Annotated in this window: 16 protein-coding genes; 1 reads left to right on the top strand and 15 read right to left on the bottom strand. The window is 34.3% G+C overall.

Going from position 1 to position 22,033, the window contains the following annotated elements; all coding sequences use genetic code 11:
- Positions 1-7: 7 nt before the first annotated feature.
- The 10 genes from ACMGE6_RS05960 to ACMGE6_RS05915 all read right to left on the bottom strand — a co-directional run bounded on the left by ACMGE6_RS05960 (position 8) and on the right by ACMGE6_RS05915 (position 9,771).
- A complete protein-coding gene (locus tag ACMGE6_RS05960) occupies positions 8-1,207 on the bottom strand; it encodes an O-antigen ligase family protein (RefSeq protein WP_414054796.1) in 1,200 nt (399 codons plus the stop codon).
- A gap of 54 nt (positions 1,208-1,261) precedes the next feature.
- Positions 1,262-2,422, bottom strand: a complete 1,161-nt coding sequence (locus ACMGE6_RS05955) for a lipopolysaccharide biosynthesis protein (RefSeq protein WP_414054795.1) — start codon at positions 2,420-2,422, stop codon at positions 1,262-1,264.
- Complete coding sequence (locus tag ACMGE6_RS05950) at positions 2,412-3,527, bottom strand: glycosyltransferase (RefSeq protein ID WP_414054794.1); 1,116 nt, start codon at positions 3,525-3,527, stop codon at positions 2,412-2,414. The genes ACMGE6_RS05955 and ACMGE6_RS05950 overlap by 11 nt, the downstream gene beginning before the upstream one ends.
- Before the next feature lie 4 nt (positions 3,528-3,531).
- Entirely contained in the window at positions 3,532-4,152 is a 621-nt protein-coding gene (locus ACMGE6_RS05945) for a CatB-related O-acetyltransferase (RefSeq protein ID WP_414054793.1), read from the bottom strand.
- Complete coding sequence (wecB, locus tag ACMGE6_RS05940) at positions 4,149-5,270, bottom strand: non-hydrolyzing UDP-N-acetylglucosamine 2-epimerase (protein ID WP_414054792.1); 1,122 nt, start codon at positions 5,268-5,270, stop codon at positions 4,149-4,151. The genes ACMGE6_RS05945 and wecB overlap by 4 nt, the downstream gene beginning before the upstream one ends.
- Before the next feature lie 5 nt (positions 5,271-5,275).
- Positions 5,276-6,382, bottom strand: a complete 1,107-nt coding sequence (locus ACMGE6_RS05935) for a polysaccharide biosynthesis C-terminal domain-containing protein (protein ID WP_414054791.1) — start codon at positions 6,380-6,382, stop codon at positions 5,276-5,278.
- Positions 6,383-6,404: 22 nt separating this feature from the next.
- Positions 6,405-7,439 carry a polysaccharide biosynthesis protein gene (locus ACMGE6_RS05930; protein ID WP_414054790.1) on the bottom strand — a complete coding sequence of 345 codons (1,035 nt, stop codon included), beginning with the start codon at positions 7,437-7,439 and terminating at the stop codon, positions 6,405-6,407.
- A gap of 18 nt (positions 7,440-7,457) precedes the next feature.
- Positions 7,458-8,168 carry a CpsD/CapB family tyrosine-protein kinase gene (locus ACMGE6_RS05925; protein WP_414054789.1) on the bottom strand — a complete coding sequence of 237 codons (711 nt, stop codon included), beginning with the start codon at positions 8,166-8,168 and terminating at the stop codon, positions 7,458-7,460.
- Positions 8,169-8,176: 8 nt separating this feature from the next.
- Complete coding sequence (locus tag ACMGE6_RS05920; protein ID WP_414054788.1) at positions 8,177-8,857, bottom strand: YveK family protein; 681 nt, start codon at positions 8,855-8,857, stop codon at positions 8,177-8,179.
- A gap of 707 nt (positions 8,858-9,564) precedes the next feature.
- A complete protein-coding gene (locus ACMGE6_RS05915) occupies positions 9,565-9,771 on the bottom strand; it encodes a hypothetical protein (protein WP_133424432.1) in 207 nt (68 codons plus the stop codon).
- 214 nt (positions 9,772-9,985) lie between these two features.
- On the opposite strand from ACMGE6_RS05915, the gene ACMGE6_RS05910 reads away from it, so the two are divergent.
- Entirely contained in the window at positions 9,986-11,983 is a 1,998-nt protein-coding gene (locus ACMGE6_RS05910) for a catalase (RefSeq protein WP_414054787.1), read from the top strand.
- Between the two features lie 223 nt (positions 11,984-12,206).
- On the opposite strand, the gene ACMGE6_RS05905 is transcribed toward ACMGE6_RS05910, so the two are convergent.
- The 5 genes from ACMGE6_RS05905 to ACMGE6_RS05885 form a co-directional block, all read right to left on the bottom strand.
- On the bottom strand, positions 12,207-13,001 hold the full coding sequence (locus ACMGE6_RS05905; protein WP_414054786.1) for a class C sortase: 795 nt from the start codon (positions 12,999-13,001) through the stop codon (positions 12,207-12,209).
- Positions 12,998-13,900 (bottom strand): class C sortase, encoded by a 903-nt coding sequence (locus tag ACMGE6_RS05900; protein WP_414054785.1) that lies wholly within the window; start codon positions 13,898-13,900, stop codon positions 12,998-13,000. The genes ACMGE6_RS05905 and ACMGE6_RS05900 overlap by 4 nt, the downstream gene beginning before the upstream one ends.
- A 64-nt stretch (positions 13,901-13,964) precedes the next feature.
- The gene (locus ACMGE6_RS05895) at positions 13,965-15,470 is read right to left on the bottom strand and encodes a SpaH/EbpB family LPXTG-anchored major pilin (protein ID WP_414054784.1); all 1,506 of its coding nucleotides are present in this window, start codon (positions 15,468-15,470) and stop codon (positions 13,965-13,967) included.
- 48 nt (positions 15,471-15,518) lie between these two features.
- Positions 15,519-19,739, bottom strand: coding sequence for a SpaA isopeptide-forming pilin-related protein (locus tag ACMGE6_RS05890; RefSeq protein ID WP_414054783.1), 4,221 nt, complete (start codon positions 19,737-19,739; stop codon positions 15,519-15,521).
- A 517-nt stretch (positions 19,740-20,256) separates the two neighbouring features.
- Positions 20,257-21,570 (bottom strand): SdrD B-like domain-containing protein, encoded by a 1,314-nt coding sequence (locus tag ACMGE6_RS05885; RefSeq protein WP_414054782.1) that lies wholly within the window; start codon positions 21,568-21,570, stop codon positions 20,257-20,259.
- Between the last annotated feature and the right edge of the window lie 463 nt (positions 21,571-22,033).

Genomic DNA, 22,033 nt, shown 5'->3' with positions numbered 1-22,033 from the left:
AGAGGCATCATGCTTCTTCTATTTTTTTGTTATTAGGATTAATATATCCTTTATTATTTCTACTTAAAATATAGAATATAAAAAACCAAAATTCTGATACAATTAAAAAGTTAGTGCTAAACATTAAAAGCGTTATAGGATATACAAAAATATATAAAGTTAATCTATCCGATTTATCTTTTCGGTAAAATCTAATATACTTTACTAACAAATAAATGCTAAAAATTATAAAGAGTATTAATAAAAAATATCCACCGATTAGAATTATTTCTAGAATTAAATTATGTGGAACACCAAATGTATGTTGATAATAATTAAATAATCCATAACCGAAAACAGGTTTCTTAGAAATAGCATTCATATCCATCTTATAAACTACGTCTCGTCCTGAAGATCCTTCTTCTAAAGAGATTCCATCATCTGTAATATATGAAAATAGTCTACCTTCCTTATCAATGGTCGTTACTAAATTCGCAAAAGCTATCAAACTTGCTATAATACCTATTAATAACAATACTTTATAAAATGCATGTACTTTCTTATTAAAATATATATTTATTAAAGTAATCACAAAATATATTATTATTACTACTGCTCCACCTCGGCCACCTGCAATAACTACAATTGGAATTAATAATAACGAAACAATCAAGTACAATAATTTATGTTTTATTGAAGAAGCAGTTGTAAAGTAAAATCCTAATCCTGTTGTAAATGCAGCAATATATGAAACGTTTTGATAATTCATTAGCCCAATACTAATTGGAGTTTCTAACTTACCTCTTAAATAAGGAATTAAAATAGTCATTATTAATAAAATTGAAAATGTATAAAATATAACCTTACAAAATTTTTCGAATATACTTTTATCAATTCTAGCTACATAAATGCCTGCAAGTGCTGCAGGCATTGACCAAATTAAATATAGTAACATGTTATTTTGGACAATTTTTGTATGATTATATCCACTACTTAAAAAAGCAACTATAAGTACAAAGGTAAATAAAAATAGTAGTAAAAAACTTTTATTTACTTTCTTCTCAACAAAAAGTAAGTAAGTAAAGTAGCATAAGTTTAATAATGCAATTACCACTATAAAAGGATAATATAATGGTTCGATATCTATATCCATAACTTGTTTTAAAAATGCAGAGATAACGATAAACACATTTAAACTAAACATAGATAATAAAAATAAAAATCTCATAAATCATCTTCTCTTATTTTTTATTTTCACATGAGTGAATTATTAAAGCATTTTTTAATGTTTTGAGAGTGTTTTAAGTATCAATAAATATTTAATTAATGAAATTAATATTAAGCAATAACTATATCCTAGCAAACCAAAAAAATAAATCATTGGTGATGTAACTGCTAGTAATACTAATATAATTACATTTATATTTAAATTACTTCTATACTTATTGTTACCAATAAGTTTCATTTGAGGTATTGAGGTAATAGAGAGTAACAATACCGCAAAGTTTGATATCCATAGAATTTGTTTTGTTGCTTCATAATATTGTGAATAGAAGTATTTAATAAATATTAATGAACAAAAGTAAATCACTATACTAAATACCAATGTGATCAATATAAGTTTAATGAAATTTTTAAGTTCATTTTTTATATTAATTTTATTATTTTCTTTCACATTGTATGACAATAAAACATTTGCAATAGGATTAATAATTAAGTTAGACATCTTACCAATCGTTGTTGCAATAAAAAAATAAGGTACAAAAGCTGCGCCTAATATACTTCCTATTAAAATTCTATCAGAATATAAAATTAAATTACTAATAATGTTTGCTGATAATAACGACTGAAAGTTACGTCTCTTTTGCTTAGAGATAATCACTAATCGATAATTCTTAAAATAATGTCTGACTTTTGTGACTACAAATAGTAATGTTAATATCTCAGCAATGGCATAAATTAAAAATATATCAATTTTAATGACATAAAGCATTAAAACACCTAGAAATAATGTAACTGCATTAATTATAGATGATATCAAATAATCTTTATAGTTAATAACTACTCTGAAGTATACAAGAAAATATGTTTTAAACATTAGTGCAACTGACCAAAATATAATGTTTAATCCTACCGATAATGATAGTTTAAAAAATATACATACGATTAAACTGATGATTATCTGGACAAGTGAAAGTAAAAATAGATACATTAAATACTCATACTCGTTAATCTCATCTTTATCAGTTAAACGAATATTATTTAAAGTGTTACCCAATATTACGGTTGTCATATTTATAATTGTTATGACGAGCAGAAATATACCAAACTCATGTTTTGTTACGTGATGTGAATATAGTGGGATAAGCAATAGTTGTATAACTATAAGTGGTAAGACAGACGATAGGATGCTATAAAGGAAATCTACCTTCTTACTTTTCATAGTTATTTCCCTGGTAATATTGTCTCAATTTTTCACTTTCTTTTTGCCAATTAAGTTGCTCACTTGCTTTTTGTACATTACTCTTTAAAGTAGAGTAAAACTGAGCGTCTTTGTAAAGTTTATTAGCAGCCTCAGCAATTGCTTCAGGAGTTACTTGATCCACTATAATACCCACATGAAATTTATCATTTAAATATTTATGCTCTTTAACTGGAGATAATATTAAAGGTAATCCAGCATGTAGATATTCAAAAAACTTATTAGAAATTGTATACTCATAGTTTGCTGATATGGGTTTCGTCATGACTACTCCTACATGACTAGATGTAGCTACTCGTATCATTTCATCCATCTCTACTGGATCTTCAATTAAAAGATTACTTAATTGTTTTTTTATTTTTAAGTTTTCAATTTCCGGCATAGTGGGACCGTAACCTCTTACTACTAACTCTATATTTTTATCAACGAACTCGGCTGCCTGTGCAAATTCTTCATACCCTCTACCTTCACTGACAATTCCTTGATATAACACTTGAAAGTTATGAGATTTTTCTATAACAGAAATTTCTTTTTTTATAGGAACATTTGTTATAACTGTAGCTTCTTTAGGATATTTTCTTGATTGATAATACGTTTTTGCCGCATGACTCACAGTAATAAAATGGTCAACTTTAGACAACATTTTTTTCTCTGCTTTTTCAACTAACTTTGATAACAATGCACTTTTCGCAATCATCCCATTTTTTGCATAGATTTCATGTGCATCAAATATTAATATTTGGTTAGGCTTTTTAAAAAAATATGAAAAGAATAGCATGTCAAAGTCATTCGCATGTATCACATCAGGGTTATATTTTTTTACAGCTTTAATTAATTTCAAGCCAAATCTAATCCTTGATAATGCTTTAGAAATAATTGTATTTCCTGTCTTCACTTTTATTAACTGATAATTAAAATTCAGTTTACTTAATCGACTTTTAGTAGCATTTTCATCATACTTACCAATTACGATATAATCATCAGTGATACTTTTAGCAATTTCAGCTTCTTTAACCACTCTTGGATCTTTAACAATATTACTTGAAACAATTATGGCTATTTTCATTCATTCACCTTCTAAAACAGTCGTAAATTTCTAATTGAGCTACTTCTTCCGGCTCAAGTAACCACCAATTTGATTCAGTAATCTCATTAATCATTTCATCATCAAATCGTTTTTTTATCATTTTAGCAGGTATTCCTGCAACAATTGAGAAGGGTTCGACATCTTTCGTAACGATGCTACCAGCACCAATAATAGCACCATCACCAATCTTTACCCCATCCATTATTATTACATTTGCGCCGATCCAAACATCATGTCCGATAACAGTTCGCTCACTTTGGTCATTAAAATCTAATTTGTTTTTAATTTTAATTTTTAGAGGATTTAAATCAGAATAAAATATTGGTGAAGTCGATAAGAGATGAGTAGGATGTTTCCCAAGTCCAATTTTTATGTCACTTGCTAGAGAACAGTATCTCCCAATTTTGACATTATTTAATTTGCAACCATATCCTAAATATGAGTAACTATCGATTTCTGAATTATGAATAACACAGAAACGATCAATATACACATTATCTTTAAGCACAGTGTTTTCATTCAAAAAACTTAAAGGTGATATTTTTATAGTTTTATTCTTATTTCGAGAAAGAACACTTTTAGAAAATTTTTTTATTCTACTCATTTCTTCCACACATTTCTATTCACATAATCAGTATATGAAATAATAATCTTCACTACTTTTTCAGATACATTATCGATATCATAGTCAGCTACGATTCTTGAGCCATTGCCTCTTGCATCGATTTCAGCTAATCCTTGCAGGATACGGTCTGTAGATACACCTGTCATCATAACTGTTGCTTCTTCCATTGCTTCTGGTCTTTCATGTGCTTCACGGATATTCAATGATTTAAGCCCTAATATCGCCGTTTCTTCACTGATTGTTCCACTATCACTTAATACTGCTTTTGCTGATTTTTGTAACTTAATATAGTCGTTAAATCCTAATGGTTTTAGCGTTTGTACTAAATCATGGAACTTGATTCCTAATTCATCGATTCTTTTTTGTGTTCTTGGATGTGTACTGATAATGACTGGTAATTGATATTTTTCTGCGACTGCATTTAATGCTTCAACTAATGATTTGAAGTTAACATCTGAGTTAATGTTTTCTTCTCTATGTGCTGATACAATGAAGTATTCATTTTCTTTTAATTCTAAGCGTGATAGTACATCTGATTTTTCAATGTCTTCACGTCTTGAATTAATAACTTCTTTCATTGGACTACCTGTTTTAATGACTCTGTCTGCTGGTAATCCTTCACGTAATAAGTATTCACGTGCGATCGTGCTATACGTGAGGTTAATGTCTGACGTATGGTCTACAATTTTACGGTTAGTTTCTTCCGGTACGCGTTGATCGAAACAACGGTTACCTGCTTCCATATGGAAGATTGGTATTTGTTTACGTTTTGCCGCAATGGCACATAGACAGCTATTTGTATCTCCTAATACTAAGAATGCATCTGGTTTTACTTCATCTAATACTGGGTCAATCGCAATTAAGATATTTCCGATTGTTTCAACTGCTGTTCCTTTAGCTGAATTTAAGAAGTAATCTGGTTTACGTAATTTGAAGTCATTAAAGAACACTTCATTTAATTCGTAATCATAGTTTTGTCCTGTATGAACCAACACATGTTCAATTGCTTCTGATTGTTCTAAGCGATTGATTACTGCTGATAGACGAATAATTTCAGGTCTTGTACCGACTACAGTCATTACTTTTAATTTTTTCATTATCTTTATACCTCCAAGAAGTAAGTATCTGGATTTTCAGGATCGAACATTTCATTCACCCACATCACAGTTACCATATCTGTATCGCCTAAGTTTTCGATGTTATGTGTATATCCGACTGGGATATCAACGACTTCAAGTTTGTCACCAGAAACAAAGTACTCATATACTTTTTCTTCATCTGGCTTTCTGAATCTAATCACACCTTTACCTGCAACGACTAAGAACTTCTCGTTCTTCGTATGGTGCCAGTGGTTGCCTTTTGTGATACCTGGTTTTGAGATGTTTACTGATGTTTGTCCTCTGTCCGGTGTCTTAATGAATTCCGTGAACGACCCACGGTCGTCTTTGTGCATCGTTAGTGGATAGCTAAACTGATCAGTTGGTAAGAAGCTTAAGTACGTACTGTATAATGCTTTCTCAAATTCATCATCCAGTTTAGGTAATGTACGATCGATACGATCTTGTTTAAATTGCTTAATCGTATCTGCAATGCGTCCTAATGTTACAACGTGAGCATTCGGTACTACCCCGTATCCATTAACAATCGTAGGATTGCCTTCTAAGGCACGTACAAATTCTTTTAATACATCATCGATATAGTTAAGCGTTAATTCCACGTTTGGATCATTCATCTGGATTGCTTCATCACGTGCAATCTTGTGGCAGAATGTCGCAACGACTGTGTTGTAGTTTGGTTTAGACCATTTACCGAACAGGTTGTTTAAACGATAAATATAGACTGGATTGCCGTTTTGTTTTAATACATCAAACAGCTTTTCAGCTTGGGCTTTACTGTTACCGTATGGATTATCTTTTTCTGCCTGAATAGATGAAGAGTACAGAATTGCAGGTTTCTTTTCATTTAGCAATGTATATTCAATCACTTTGTTAGTGAAATCTACATTTCCTGTTACAAATTCATCTTCAGTTTGTGGTCTATTAATACCAGCTAAGTGAAAGATGAAATCCGCTTCTTGAATAGATGCTTTTAATAGTTCATCTGAAGTTTCACGCGTGATTTTTATAACATTGTATTTTTCAATTTTAACTAGCTCTTGATACAAATTTTTCCCAACAAATCCATTGGCTCCGGTAATTACTATATTCATCGTTAAACCTCCTACATTTACATTACTTCTTTATTTTACGTGATTTAAATTTCTCTAGTTCTTCTCTTACGTATGAAAGACCTAGTAAAGTTTCTTTAATTTCATCAATCGTTAATTGATGTGTATTTTTAGAGTTGTACTCTTCTATTTCAGAAAGTTCTTTCTTACCTTCTTCAAGGTAATCTTCATAGTTTAAATCTCTCGCATCTGAAGGAACTCTAAAGTAGTTACCCATATCTTCACTTCTAGAGAATTCTTCACGTGTGAGTAACGTTTCATAGTGTTTCTCACCATGACGTGTTCCGATAACTTTAATTTCATTTTCCGCTTCGAATAGTTCGATTAAAGCTTGCGCTAAATCTCCAACTGTCGATGCTGGTGATTTTTGTACCATGATGTCGCCTGCATTTGCATGCTTAAAAGCATGTGTCACTAAGTCCACTGCTTCTTCTAAGTTCATCAAGTAACGTGTCATTGTCGGATCAGTAACTGTCAGTGGCTTACCTTCTTTTATCTGATCGATAAATAATGGGATGACCGAACCACGTGATGCCATGACGTTACCATATCGTGTACCGCAGATAACTGTATCTTCTGGGTCAATCGTTCTTGATTTAGCGACGAAGACTTTCTCCATCATCGCTTTAGATATGCCCATCGCATTAATCGGATATGCAGCTTTGTCAGTTGATAAACAAATCACTTTTTTCACGCCATTACGAATTGCAATGTTTAACACATTTTCAGTTCCAAGAATGTTAGTCTTAACTGCTTCAATCGGGAAGAATTCACATGATGGCACTTGTTTAAGTGCAGCAGCGTGGAATACATAATCTACATTATGCATTGCAATATTAAGACTTTGTTCATCTTTTACGTTACCTATATAGAATTTCAATTTTTTATTGTTATATTTCTTTCTCATATCGTCTTGTTTCTTTTCGTCACGAGAGAAGATTCTAATTTCTTTGATATCTGTATCAAGAAATTTTTCCATTACAGCGTTACCAAATGAACCTGTCCCGCCTGTAATTAGTAGTATTTTGCCGTCGAACAATGTTGTCACTCCTCTCTCTTATTTTTTAGAACTTTCACCGTAGTAATAGTAATATTCTCCGTCCTCTTTCTTATCTAACTCGTTTAATACAACACCTAGAACTTTAGCTGAACTTTTCTCAAGCTGTGTCTTAGAGTCAATCACTTTTTCTCTATGTGTGTTACGGCTGTTGACTACAAGTAATGAACCATTAACCATATTACCGATAACTTGCGCATCTGTTACAGCAAGTACTGGTGGTGCATCAAAGATAATGAAATCATACTGCTCGTTTAAACTTTGTACTAAGTTCACCATTGCACCTGATCCTAATAACTCTGATGGATTCGGAGGGATTGGTCCTGATGTAAGTAGGTCTAAGTATGATGCGATTTCCTTACGTACTGCATCATTGAATGCGATTTGTCCGGCAATTACGTTTGATAGTCCTTTATTGTTAATTTCCTGGAACAATTTATGTTGCGTTGGACGACGTAAGTCCGCATCAATTAATAATGTTCGGTATCCTGCTTGTGAGAAGGCTAATGCTAAGTTAGATGATACGGTTGATTTACCTTCACCTTGTTCTGAAGATGTAATCATTAATCTCTTAATTTCAACATCTGCTGATGTGAATAGGATATTTGAACGTAATGTTCTGAATTGCTCAGACACAACTGATTTTGGACTATTTCTTACTTCTAAGTACTCGCTTGGTTGTAATTTTGATTTTTTTATTCTTTTAAACATCATCACACCTACTTCTCTATCGTGTAAATCTTACCTAATGTAGGCAGACCGATATATTTTTCTACTTTTTCTTCTGTGTTCAAGCGTGTATCAAGCATTGAACGTAAGAATGCAATTGCAGTTCCTAAGATTAATCCGAGTAGCCCTGCAACAATAATATTCATTAATTTCTTCGGTTTAATTGGTGCTGTTTGCTCATCAACGTCTGCTTTCGAGAAGATCGATAAGTTATCGACACCCATCACACGTTTTACTTCTTTTTGTGCGATTTCTGCTAATGCATTAGCAATTTGTGCAGTTTGTTTCTTATCAGGTCCTGACACGTTAATCTTCATTAATTGTGATTCAGCTTCACTTGTTACTGAAATCATTGGTTGTAATGTCTTTTCTGAAGTATCAAGATTCAGTTCATCTACGACCTGCTTTCTAATCACTTTTGAGTTAATCATTTGTGAGTATGTATTAATCAATTGTAAGTTGGTTTGAACTTCACCTGGATTATTATAAACGTCAGCGTTCTTTCCTTTTTGGTTAACGATAACTTGTGATTCTGACTGATATGTCGGCTTAATCAGGAAGTATGATACAAGACCTGCTATTAATGCGAATGTAATAGCTAACCCCAATATCAATTTCAAATTCTTTTTCAGTATTTCTAAAATCTCTTTTAAATCAATTACCTCTTCCATAGTGCCTCCTTAAATAGTTAATGCTTAATATATTAAATATACTTTTTATTGTGGAGAATGTGAATACCTAATGAATAGATATATGTTGCATCATCATTAAATTTCTTTTAGTTCTAGATAATTCCTTGTATATCAATGTATATTTATGCTAAACCATAAATCTGAGTAATTCTTATCCATCAATAAAAGGAGACATTTTTTGAAAAAATGTCTCCTTTTATTAAGTTATTATTTGATTTTTAGCTTAATTATGCTTTTATATTTAAATTGTACTTTACACAACCAACATGTAATTCTATTGCATAAAAATAAATATTACAATTTGATAAAATTTATATTAAGATTTTGTCAAAATTGAAATAAAGCACAATATTTATTAAAAAAGCACTTGTTTTGTATGGTTATTTTATTTGACCGAATACTTTAGTGATAAAGTTTCTTTACATTTTCGGATTTGGTTCTAAAGTTTAATTAATGCTAATTATTATAAGAGAATAATAAATTTCCTTTTTCATTAAGTTTGGTTTAATTTGACTATGTTTTGTTAGTTCTACTAAATTTAATAGTTTTTTTAGACACATTTATATTATTATCTTAGTTTTGATATTGATTTTTGTATATTGTGCATGTTTTTGTTGGTTGTTAGTATTGTTAGATTAGTATGCGTATGAATCATGTCATTTTATATGATTCATTCACTGCTCAGCTTAGTCTTCTGATGAATCGTTATGCTTAAACTTATCTAAAATCATCACACCGACTGCACCGATTCCAATAAATAGTGATGATACGATCGCATTATTCGGTCCAACTGCAAGGACAACATGTGTTGCAGCGTATGTGTCGTGTGTTGTAATCAGTAAAGTAACGATTAATAGTGCGATCATCATGGCTATTTTTTGAAGATAATTCATGTCATCCCTCCTCTTTTTACTTTGTTATTTTAATTATACACTCTTTTTCAGAAAATTCGTATTACGATTAGATGACAAATCATTTAGTTTGGATTTGTATTTATATTTCATGCAATGTTTTAAAAGTTTTATATGGGATATTTGTAACTATGTAATGTTTTTAGATACATAAGAAGTTAAGATATTTAAATTTAAATTAACGGAGGAATTATCCATGACGAATGAAAAAGATAAGCAGCTTGAGGATTTTAGACGTAAGCATGATGAAAATTCAGCGTTAACAACTAATCAAGGTTTAAAGATGGCAGAAGATGAGTTCTCTCTTAAAGCTGGTGAACGTGGTCCAACGCTTTTAGAAGACTTCCACTTCAGAGAGAAGATGACACACTTTGACCATGAGCGTATTCCTGAGCGTATTGTGCATGCTCGCGGCTACGGCGCGCATGGTGAATTTGAATTATATGAATCACAAGAAAAATATACTAAAGCAAAATTCTTAAATGATACTTCTAAGAAGACACCTGTATTCGTTCGTTTCTCTACGGTACAAGGTTCTCGTGGAGCTAATGATACAGTACGTGATGCACGTGGATTCGCAGTTAAGTTCTATACTGAAGAAGGTAACTATGACTTAGTTGGTAACAACATTCCTGTCTTCTTTATTCAGGATGCAATTAAGTTCCCTGATTTAGTACATGCAGTTAAGCCTGAGCCACATAATGAAATTCCTCAAGGTGGTACAGCGCATGATACATTCTGGGATTTCTTCGCTCAGAACCCTGAATCTACACACATGACAATGTGGACAATGAGTGACCGTGGATTACCTAAAAGTTACCGTATGATGGAAGGTTTTGGTGTACATACTTTCCGTCTGGTTAATAAAGAAGGTAAATCAGTATTTGTGAAGTTCCACTGGAAGCCATTGCTTGGTACGCACCAATTAATCTGGGATGAGGCACAAATTATTGCTGGTAAGAACCCAGACTTCAACCGTGAAGACTTATACGAATCAATTGAAAAGGGTGACTACCCTGAATGGGAATTAGGTATCCAGGTCATTGAAGAGAAAGATGAATTCAACTTCGACTTTGATATCTTAGACCCTACGAAATTATGGCCTGAAGAAGAAGTGCCTGTTCAAGTAATCGGTAAGATGACGTTAAACCGTAACGTTGATAATGTATTTGCTGAGACTGAACAAGTTGCATTCCACCCAGGTCACTTAGTACCGGGTATCGACTTCAGTAACGATCCATTATTACAAGGTCGTCTGTTCTCTTATACAGATACACAGTTATCACGTTTAGGTGGACCAAACTTCCACCAATTACCGATTAACCGTCCAGTATGTCCATTCGCGAACAACCAACGCGATGGTATGCACCAAACTTTCGTTCACACAGGTCAAACGTCTTACCATAACAATGCAATCAATGGTAACCACCCACATACAACACCTGTTGAAGAAGGTGGATTCGAAAGTTACCATGAGAAAATTGATGCACATAAAGTACGCGCACGAAGCGAAAGCTTTAAAGACTTCTATTCTCAAGCGAAGATGTTCTACAATAGTTTATCTCAACCTGAGAAAGATCACTTAATTGATGGATTCTCATTTGAGCTTGGTAAGTGTAAGCATGACTTCGTGAAAGAGAATGCAGTGAATAACATCAACCATGTTGATAAAGAATTAGCTGCAACAATCGCTAAACGTATCGGTGTGAAACCACCAAGTGAAGACGTTGAAGTGAAGTCTGACAAGAAATCTCCTGCGTTAAGTATGGAGAATACAGTTAAGAAATTAGATACATTATCTGTAGCAGTACTTGTGACAGAAGATAGTAAAGAAGATGAGTTAACAGGATTGATCAAAGCATTTACTGATAACAAAGTGAACTATAAACTTGTTGCTAAAGAAGCTACAACAATCGGTTCATTAAAAGTTACTGAAACATTTGATACAGTACACTCAACATTCTTTGATGGTATCGTTGTAGTAGATGCGAAATTACCATTATTACCACCAGTAAAAGACTACATTGAAGCAGCGAACCGTCACTTTAAGACAATTGGTTATACTGCACAGGCGAAAGAAGCGATTGAAGCAACATCAGTTAAGCCTGATGGAGTGGGTATCGTTGAAGTAAAAGATACAAAAGCATTCTTAGATGAGCTTGTTAAGATGAGACACTGGGATAGAGAACTTTAATATAATTAATTTAAGCAGCAGCAATCGAATGATTGCTGCTGCTTTTTTGTTAATGTAAAAATAAACATTACTTTGGTAAATTTAAGAATAAATTTTCCGGTTAATTTTCTTATAATTATTAAAAGTATATATTGTTAACTCATTTTTACAACGAAAATATTATACTCCTATAATATTTTTATTTATGAAGTATACATATTTACATTATAAGTTTGTAGAGTTTTTAGTTCTTCTTAGAAACTACATATAAATATGTCATGATAAATACTATACTTAAAACAAACCACGAGTCTGATAATACTTTAATTTGTTCATACCATGACTTCTGCTGAATAGGTTGCGCTTGCTGTTTGATAATTTGTTTTGGATGCGCACGTTGTGCATAGATAAGTAGACGTTTGCTACCATCTGGTGTACAAGTGAGTAAAGTGATGATATCTTTTCCTTTTTTGATATCCATTGCCTCAACTTTATCTGGTGTAACAATTACTCTGTCATAAACTTGATACGTGAGTTTTTCTTTAAAGTTATTCACGATGACTTTATCACCGTTCTTCAAGCGATCAATATGCGTGAACCATTCCTGAAACGGTGAATAAGAGTGTGCTGCGAGTACACTGTTTGTAGAGAGTCCTCCTACAGGATAACTCATTCCAGTCACTCGTGATACACCTTTATTTAAGTTTTCTCGTGTTGCGCCGTCAAAAACAGGATAATGTAATTTTAACTTTGGAATCTTAACTGTCGCGATAATTTCTTCTGACTTCTTCATTATTACATCTTTTCCCTTTGGTCTTACCATTACCTCTGGAGAAGTAAGCTGTTGCTTTCTGCTTCTCACAGCATCATTATATGCCATTTGTTGCTTATACCTGCTTTTAGTTTGTTCATCAATACGACTATTATCAAGCTGCTCAGCTTGTTTCGTCGAATCATAATTGTAATAAACCTTTGCGATAATTGGATATATTGCAATTAATAAACCACAAATAAACAAAAGATTTATGATATGTTTCACTGATTATCACGGCGCCTTTTCCTTTTAATGTATCTATATAATAAATATAATAAAATACTGACACCAATGCCAATTAAATAATATTTATACACTGTAAGGAATTTCATCCACCATGCTTCTTGAGCCGCTTCATGTGCTTTTGCTTCTTCAGGCGTATAAGGTATACGATGTCCTTGTACAATTAGACGATGTGAATTAATCATATAAGGTGTACATGTAAGGAGTGTAACTCGGTCCTCACCCTTTATAATGCGTAATTTCTCGACTTCATTTGGTTTAATCACTTCTATATGATCGACTTTATAAGCAATCGTTTCTTTAATGTTAGTGATATAGATTTTGTCACCTTTTTTTACTTTATCTAAATCTGTAAACAGCATTTTGTCCGGTAATCCGCGATGCCCTGTAATGACTGCATGTGTCGTATCTCCACCGACAGGTAGTGATTTACGTTCGAGATGCCCGAGTCCCTTTTGAAGCACACGTTCTCTTGTTCCAGCAAATAACGGCAGTTTTTGATGAATACGCGGGACTTCGACGTATCCCATTTGTTCGTTCACTTCAAGCATCTTTGCATATAATGCTTTACCTTCTGCTTTATCCTTTGCACTGAATGTATCTTTTATAAATTCATTCGTTGCGAGTGTTGAATTGTATGCTTTCGCTTTTCGAATACGTGCATCAACATCTTTATCAACTAATTTACTCACTTCTTTATCGAACTGATTCACTTCATTACTTGATTGATAATCATAATAAACTGCGCTAATCATCGGATACAGTAATATTAAAGCGCCTGCTAAAAAGATTAGAGCAAAGACGATATTAAATAGTAGATTACTTTTCTTTTTATCTGCATGCTTTTTTGAGTTTTGCATTTCCTTTGAACTTTTCTTCATGGTCATCCTCCTCTCTATATAAAAATAAAGGCAGACAAAGTGTCTACCCTATTTCATATGTTGATTATGATTGTTGTCTTTTTCTGTAAACAATAATAGCTGCTGACATCATCATAAGACCAACGACTGTGAATAATACAGTACCCATACCACCTGTGTTAGGGATAGATGTCTTTTTGTTGATAATTTCTTGTGGTGCTGCTGTAGCTTGAGCTGTAGCATCTGTAATTGCCGTTGGATCAGAGTAGTATGAAGTAGCGTTTACTGTAAATGTAGTTTCAGGGTTCGTTGGAATTGTGTATCCAGCAGGTGCTTTAACCTCTACTAAGAAGTAATCAGTTGAACCTGTATTATTTGAACCATCTGCTCCGTAAGATAAACCTTTCACTTCAAATTTACCAGCTGCATCAGAAGTAAATTTAGTTGCTTGAGACTGATCAGTTGTCCATGTAGCCGTTAAAGTTGTTGCGTTTTGTACTAAGAACTCACCAGCTTCATTTTTAATAACGAATTCTGCACCTTGTAATGTTCCTGAAGCTCCGTCAGTCTTAACGAAGTTTTTACCGCCTGTGTATACTTTAGGAATGTCTGTTGGTGGTACTTCTGGTGGTGTAGTTCCACCTGGTTCAGTAGTGATACCGTGACCATTATCAAAGTTTAATGTTGCACCGTTAAGGATTGGTTGTCCTATAATTGCTGTATTGTTGATCACTGTAGGAATCATGATGTTTACTTTACCTGTTGTACCTGCTTGACCTAATTTAGTAAGTCCTGCTGCTGTGAAATCAACTTTAGCAACACGTGTTGCTGCATCATAAGTTACGTTGTAGTCAGTAGCGTTAGTTAATGCTGCACCGTTTAATTCTACTGTTACTTTATCTACGCCTTGGAAATCTAATTTTGTATCAATTTTATCTGTTACTGTGTATTGTTTGTATTCTTCGATACCTTTAACGATTGTTGGTTGAATTAACCAGTTAAATTCGTCACCTACGTTGAATGAAGATGATTTGTTGCCATCAGTATTTACGTCTTTATCAATTGTCGGTGTATCTTCTAAAGTATTCTTTGGATAAACATGTAAGTCAGTAATGTAACCCGTACCATCTTGATTTGTAATAGGTAAGTCTAATCCAAAAGGTACAGCGTTAGATGTTTTAACCGCTGTTGATGGATCTTCGATGAACCAGTATTGACCTTCTGCTAAGTTAGATACAACAACAGTACCGTCAGCTGCAGTTTTTGCTGTTGTTCCTAATTTTGCACTACCTACATATGCTTGAACTTCTGCATCTGTATCATATGCCGAGATGTTAGCTTTCATTGTTGCTAATTGTTCAGGTGTAACTTTCCAGTAACTAAATGAAATACCTGAAATCGGGTCACCTGTTGGTGTTTCAGTACCTGATAATTCTCCATAAGTTGCTTGTCTTTCAGTATCACCTGTAATTTTGTGAATTGTCAGGTTTGTTGTTGGTGCTGCTGCAAAAGCATTTGTTAATGGTGTAAGTATACTCATTAATAATGCAAGGACAAAAATAACGGAAAAGCGTTTTGTAATTTTAGACATGTAAGTATGTTCCCCTTTTTATTTTTTATATTAATCGCAGGTTAAGCGTTAATGTCTTTTTCTTTTTAGCCAGATGGCTAATAATATCAATCCAATACCTACAACTGTAAAGATAACTGTCCCCATACCACCAGTATTAGGTAGCATTGATTTATTATTCACTACGTCTTTTTTAACGACTGTTGTACTATTGATTTCTACTGTGATTGGTGTTGCATCTAATTCGTATCCAGCAGGTGCTTTTGTTTCAACAAGGGTATACGTTCCAAACGGTAAGTTAGTAAAACTTATGACACCTGTACTATCCGTTGTCTTAGTCATTACGACCTTACCAGTACTATCACGTAACTCGAATGTAGCACCTGATAAAACTTTTGCTGTATTACCCGCTTCATACTTTTTCACTTCCAGACTACCAACCGCACTTTTATTGATGAGCTGGTAAAGAAGAGCACTTGTATAGAGCTTGCCATCTACAGTGATGTCACCGTTAGAAGCTACCACCACTGCATGAGTTGCACTATCTAATAGATAACCTTGTGGTGCTGTTATTTCTTTCAACGTATAATTCCCGGGTAATAAATTAGTGAACTGAACAACCCCGTTCGCACTACTTGTTGCCTGTACGACCTTACCAGTACTATCAGTAATCGTGAATATTGCACCAGCAAGTGGTTGGTTTGTATCACTTAACTTATTAAATGAGAAACTATAGGTTGGCTGACTGAATTTCGCTTCCGGAATTGGATAATCTCTTAGAACAGTACTCGTTGGTGTCGGTTGTAAAGTCGTTCTACCATTCATCGGATACCACTGACTGTCTACGAAATTTGGATCACTTGTACGAAGCGTGACATTGTAGTTAATGTTCACCCATTCACCTTTACCAAGTGTTAATCCATTGATTTTAATTGTGCGTGTTGCCGCATCATACGTGACGGTAACACCATTTAACAATGCAGGATTTGAGGCTGTTAATGTGTAATCAGAAGCATCGAATACATTGTTTGACCCAAGATCTAAATCATACATGGTACCGATTGGGTCAGTCACTGTACCACTGGCAATACTCTCAATCGTTGTTTGCGAGATGTTGCTTAAGATGTTCGGTAAATCTTTTGCCGTATCTGTCGTTACAAAGGCATTGGATGGTTTAGATGCGATGTTGTTAATAACATTATTCATATCCGTTGGTGTCGCCTGGTCTAAACCAGACATAACATTCGTATCCAGACCAATTGAGAATATCTCGTAATCCGGATGTGCAGCTTTGATTAACTTTGCCTCAGAAATCGTTGGTTGCCCGTGGTTTGTGATGGCTACACTACCAATACTATACGTATAATTACCAAACCCACTGTTCAACGGGAATACCGCACCATCACCTACGATTGATCCATAGTTAAATGCTGTAATATTCTCTGGAGAAGTTGCTGCTGTTCCTCTATAACTAAATGTAGGTGCACCGTCCGTTAATACAATCATGACTTTCTTAGCAGTTGGACGTGCTGTTGCCAGCATATCCGAACCTGTTCGGATCCCTAATTGTGTGAACGTATGCGCTGTTCCACCAGGTACAGCATTGTTCATTTGATAACTCGTTGGAATTGCATTTTTGATACTTGTTGCATTTGACTGAAATGATGTCTGACTGACAATCTTCGATGCAAAATTGACAACACCGACTCTTGTATCAGTTGCTGAACCTGTATTACTCGCTGTAATCTTATCTACGAAGGTATTCACACTGTTCTTCATATTTTGCCAGCGCGTAATACCGTTACTATTGATCGTTTCCATACTTTTAGAGTTATCGATAACGAGCACGATATCTAATGGAACCGTTGATGTTGTTTCACGACCTTGTGTTTTTAGGTCAATTGCGTATTTATTTGGTGTTGATGTTGGTTGCGTTGCTTTCCATAAATAACCTTCATTGTATTCCACAGGTTGTGGTACTCGGTTTCTGTATAAGCCACGTTCATCCCAAGTCATGTTATTCACGTCACCAACATATGTTGGGCTTGGTTCTACAATCGGTAAACCATTACCAGGTGTTGGAACGCCCGCACTTGAAAGTACTGTTGTCTGTGCTTTGTTACTGACAACACCTGTACTACTTTTGGCTTCTGCATAAATTACAGTACCTGCAGCCTGAGGACGATAAAGTTCAACAAAATAACGACCATTGGCATCCGCTTGAGTTGTTCCAAGTACTGTACCTGCTGCGTTTGTAATTGTCACAATACTATTAGGTGCTGCTGTTCCTAAGACACTCGTTTGATTATCATAGATTGTTCCGATTGTCGTATTTATCATGTCTGACACTGTAATTTGAGTGTTAGGGCTGACATTACCGGCAGCATCTGTTGCATTAACTGTTAATACTGAACCTTGGCTTTGAGGTGGAATCGGTACTGAGTACTTACCTGTCGCATCTGCTGTAGCAGTGACTTTTGTACCATTGGGTAGTAAGACTGTTACTAATGCGTTCGGTTCGGTTGTTCCTGTTACATTGATTGTTGATGTTGTTACTGAGTTCACTTGTGGTGCTGCAGGTGCTACTTTGTCTGCTGTATATAATGTACCGCTAATTGATATGTAATCCGTTACGTTATTTGCAATAAATTGTGCTGGTGTCGGACCATTACCAATCGATAAGTTGTACCACGGCTGCGTAGGATCTGTTATCGTTGTTGTAAACGAAATCACATCAGCATTGGGTCCATATCCCCCACTTGTCGGGTAACCATATCCAGAGAAACTAGATGACACTAATTTGTAAGTGCTGTTATACGTTAGTGCTTTCGTTGTATACGTTGTACCGTAATTTAAAGTTTGTTTAATTGATGTGGTGTCTAATGTTTGTCCCGGGCTAAATACCATGTTGTATAGTAGCGCCTGTATAACGTGAGGTGTATTACTATTTCTTCCGATAGTGATTGTCCAGTTGATTTTCGTTCCGTCAGGACTTAATGTTGCGTTCATCGACATCGTGTCACCTGTCGCACTATGTACAATTGGTGTGTCTGTTGTAAACGTTGAATTTGCTGTTGTCGTCGTTAACGTTTGAATGTTTGTTGGATCAATCGTCAGTGATGGAAATGCAAAAGCTGAAACTCCTGTAGGAGCAGCATCTACTGCTACGACTGAATCTTCTACGGGTTGAGCTGTTACTGTGTCTACTGAATCAACTGACGCTACATCACTTGAGTTTATAGTTTCCGTTGTTGCAGCTTCAGTTGTTGGGTCTTCGGTCGTCGGGTCTTCTGATGAATTTTTTGTGTTTGCTTCCCCATCAGAAATTGGTGCCGGAGACTCTGTTGTTACTGCGTCTTCTTTTTGAAGTGTGATGTTATAGTCACTCACGCTCACCTTATAACTGTCAATCGCCTTCACACTTACCTCGTATTCAATCGGCGTACCATCATCATTTTTTTCAGGTAGGTTTTCAAACTGATACGTATGACTACTCTCAACAGTTAAAGTATCTACTTTTTCACCGGTTGTCTTGTTCGTTAATGTCAGTTCAAGCGGTTCATTAGAAGGGTTATCTATATTACCTTTAATAGTCGTTTCAAGATACGTAAGTGTAATCGTATACTGATCAACTGTCGTCTCATAATTACCAGTAAGAGATGACGTTACTTCGTACTTAATCTCATTACCTTGATCATCAAACTTTCTTACATCGTTAAAAATATAAGAACCGTCTGGATTTACAACTACTCTCATCACTTTCTCCTGCGTATCAGCATTTACGAGTATTACTTCACTGTCAGGTTGTGCGATGTCAGATGGAAGTTGTTCAAATACTACGTCACCTTTAATTTCAAATGTTTGATACACAGCATCCGCCGCTTCAATCGCTGCACCATTATTCATATGCGTTAAAGTGAGGCGATAATCTGTTTGATTCTGATCCTGTATTGCTGTTGTTAAATCGAAAGATAAACTTTGATTATCATCTTTTAATACAATGACGTAATCAGGACGAGCAGAATCTGGTTGCGTGACCTCTGCACCATACGTTGCTAACTGAGTATTCAGTGCGTTGAGGTCTAAATTTTGTTTCCCCTTAAGACTGAGCGTTACTTTCTTATCGCTTAACTGTTGTTTCGCTGAATTTATAGTGATATGCCAGTCAATCGTTGAATCAGTATGATTCATTGCAGTGACTTGCAATAATTCACTATTATCACTTGATCTTGTTACAGTATCTGCTGAAGCAATACCACCAAACAATTCAGTGAATAGTACGTTAAGCAATAATATTATTAAAAATACACTGTTAAACTTTTTAATAATATCACCTTTTTTCTATTTAAAAATTTATATATTTTTTTATTTATTATAAAAAAATATCTTATAAATTTTTTATTTATGTTGTGTACTTAGTATATTCATATAGTTAAACATTAAAAAGAGACATTTTATTTAAAAATGTCTCCTTTTAAGCAAAAAAATTATTTTTCACAATCTTAGATATATAAAAAACTAGTATTAACAAGTATAATTCTTTCATTATTGTGAATATATCAAGTATTTAAATCCTTTATATTTTTATTTAATTATTAAAATTTATTTTAAAATCTATCAAACAATTTACAATAAATGCATCTATACATACGGTATTGCAAGTAATATGTATTGTTTTATTAATATAATATACTAGTTTTTATGTAGCGATTTTTATTATTTATATATAAAAAAGAAGAGAAGGATCAGCATTTTGTTGATCCTTCTCTTCATAATTACATGCTATTTAATTTTAATAATCGAACAATTATTTACGACGAGCACCAAATAATGCTGCGCCACCTAATAATGCTAATACAGAAGCTACAACACCGTTGTTGTTTTCTTCACCAGTATCAGGTAATACTGTTTTATCGATTTCAGAAGCTGTTAAAGTTTCTTTAGGTGCTACAGTAGCTGGAGCTGCTGGTTTTTCTGTTGGTTGTGGAGTTACGTTAGCAGTACCATTGTCTACTGGTGTTGTGTTATCTCCACCAGGTGTTGTGTTGTCTCCACCAGGTGTTGTGTTATCTCCACCAGGTGTTGTGTTGTCTCCGCCTGGTGTTGTGTTATCTCCACCAGGTGTTGTGTTGTCTCCACCAGGTGTTGCGTTGTCTCCGCCTGGTGTTGTGTTATCTCCACCAGGTGTTGTGTTGTCTCCGCCTGGTGTTGGAACACCACCAGGTGCTGGTGTTCCAACACCGTAGTAACCTTGGTCTACGTTGAAGTTAGAAGCGCCTTTTAAGTTAACAATTACATCGATTGGACCATCTGAATCTACTTCATCATGTAAGTCAGCTTCGATGTTCGCAATAACCGGTGACCAGTTTAATGGGTTATTGAAGTTCACTTTATAAGTTCCATCTGATAAACCATGGAATGCATAGTTACCATTAGCATCTGTTGTAGTACGAGCTACGAAGTTACCTGCATAGTCATGAAGTGTTACTTCTAAACCTGCAACAGGGTTTTCGCCTTGATCATACATGTTGTTGTAGTTCGCATCCCACCATACGTGGTCTCCGATTGATAAGTTACCTTTAGCAGGAGCTGGCGTTGTTGTAGTAGTTCCGCCACCTGCTGGAGTTGTAGCTGGAGTAGTTGGTGTAGTTTCTCCACCAGCAGCTGGTTTAGAAGCTTGACCATTTAATGGAATGAAACCATTGTCTAAAGTTGTAACGTTAGCTCCATTAATTTCTACTAATACGTCGATTGGACCATCTGAATCAACATCTTCAGAACCAATGTTTGCTACATCATTTGAATATCCAGCTGGAACTTCGAAATTAACAACGTAAGTACCATTTTTTAAACCTGAGAATGAGTAGTTACCGTTAGCATCTGTTGTAGTAGTTGCTACGTGGTTACCAGCGTAGTCACGGATTGTTACAGTTAAACCTGCTAAACCTGTGTCGCCTGCGTCTTGTACGTAGTTACCATTGTTATCAGAATATACACGATCTCCTAATGAATATGTTGCTTCTGCTGCGTCAGCTTGATGGCCTGCTCCTAAGAACAATAATGAACCAACAACTACTGAAGCTGTGCCTACTGTGACCTTTCTAATGCCATACTTGTTCATAAAAATCCTCCTCTTAATATCTCTTACGGTATGATTGCCATAAAAGCTTACACTCCTGCTATTATGACTCTCTAATATTTTATACTATAATTTGTCACTTGTTATAGTTAAATGTAAAACGCATCTATTTCACTTATCCACAAAAATTTATATTTATTCATAAATAATGTATATTAAATTGTAAAAATAGATTTACATAATTAACAAAGTTATCCTCTTTTACCTATTCTACAATTTTTAGAATATTAATATTTTTGTATTTAATCTGAAACAAAATATAATTTTATGCAAAAAGTGAATAAAGTTATCAACATGTCTAGACACAATCATAAATGTGACAATTTTGTGAACACACGTAATGAATTAGATATTTATAGGTTTTACACTGATTTACTTAAGCTGAGGATGGTAATTTTTCATGAGATATCCTTTAAAAAGGCGACAAATATCACGTGAACTGTCG

Source organism: Macrococcus equi (assembly GCF_047426745.1).
GTDB lineage: Bacteria > Bacillota > Bacilli > Staphylococcales > Staphylococcaceae > Macrococcoides > Macrococcoides equi.
Note: the sequence above shows the minus strand (reverse complement) of the source record. Positions and strands in the feature narration are given on the sequence as shown.

What these genes read in the sequence shown, in the direction of transcription:
- ACMGE6_RS05960 (WP_414054796.1), bottom strand. Translation starts at nt 1,207, where the DNA reads ATGAGATTTTTATTTTTATTATCTATGTTTAGTTTAAATGTGTTTATC.
- ACMGE6_RS05895 (WP_414054784.1), bottom strand. Translation starts at nt 15,470, where the DNA reads ATGTCTAAAATTACAAAACGCTTTTCCGTTATTTTTGTCCTTGCATTA.
- wecB (WP_414054792.1), bottom strand. Translation starts at nt 5,270, where the DNA reads ATGAAAAAATTAAAAGTAATGACTGTAGTCGGTACAAGACCTGAAATT.
- ACMGE6_RS05925 (WP_414054789.1), bottom strand. Translation starts at nt 8,168, where the DNA reads ATGTTTAAAAGAATAAAAAAATCAAAATTACAACCAAGCGAGTACTTA.
- ACMGE6_RS05915 (WP_133424432.1), bottom strand. Translation starts at nt 9,771, where the DNA reads ATGAATTATCTTCAAAAAATAGCCATGATGATCGCACTATTAATCGTT.
- ACMGE6_RS05920 (WP_414054788.1), bottom strand. Translation starts at nt 8,857, where the DNA reads ATGGAAGAGGTAATTGATTTAAAAGAGATTTTAGAAATACTGAAAAAG.
- ACMGE6_RS05910 (WP_414054787.1), top strand. Translation starts at nt 9,986, where the DNA reads ATGACGAATGAAAAAGATAAGCAGCTTGAGGATTTTAGACGTAAGCAT.
- ACMGE6_RS05950 (WP_414054794.1), bottom strand. Translation starts at nt 3,527, where the DNA reads ATGAAAATAGCCATAATTGTTTCAAGTAATATTGTTAAAGATCCAAGA.
- ACMGE6_RS05885 (WP_414054782.1), bottom strand. Translation starts at nt 21,570, where the DNA reads ATGAACAAGTATGGCATTAGAAAGGTCACAGTAGGCACAGCTTCAGTA.
- ACMGE6_RS05935 (WP_414054791.1), bottom strand. Translation starts at nt 6,382, where the DNA reads ATGAATATAGTAATTACCGGAGCCAATGGATTTGTTGGGAAAAATTTG.
- ACMGE6_RS05945 (WP_414054793.1), bottom strand. Translation starts at nt 4,152, where the DNA reads ATGAGTAGAATAAAAAAATTTTCTAAAAGTGTTCTTTCTCGAAATAAG.
- ACMGE6_RS05900 (WP_414054785.1), bottom strand. Translation starts at nt 13,900, where the DNA reads ATGAAGAAAAGTTCAAAGGAAATGCAAAACTCAAAAAAGCATGCAGAT.
- ACMGE6_RS05955 (WP_414054795.1), bottom strand. Translation starts at nt 2,422, where the DNA reads ATGAAAAGTAAGAAGGTAGATTTCCTTTATAGCATCCTATCGTCTGTC.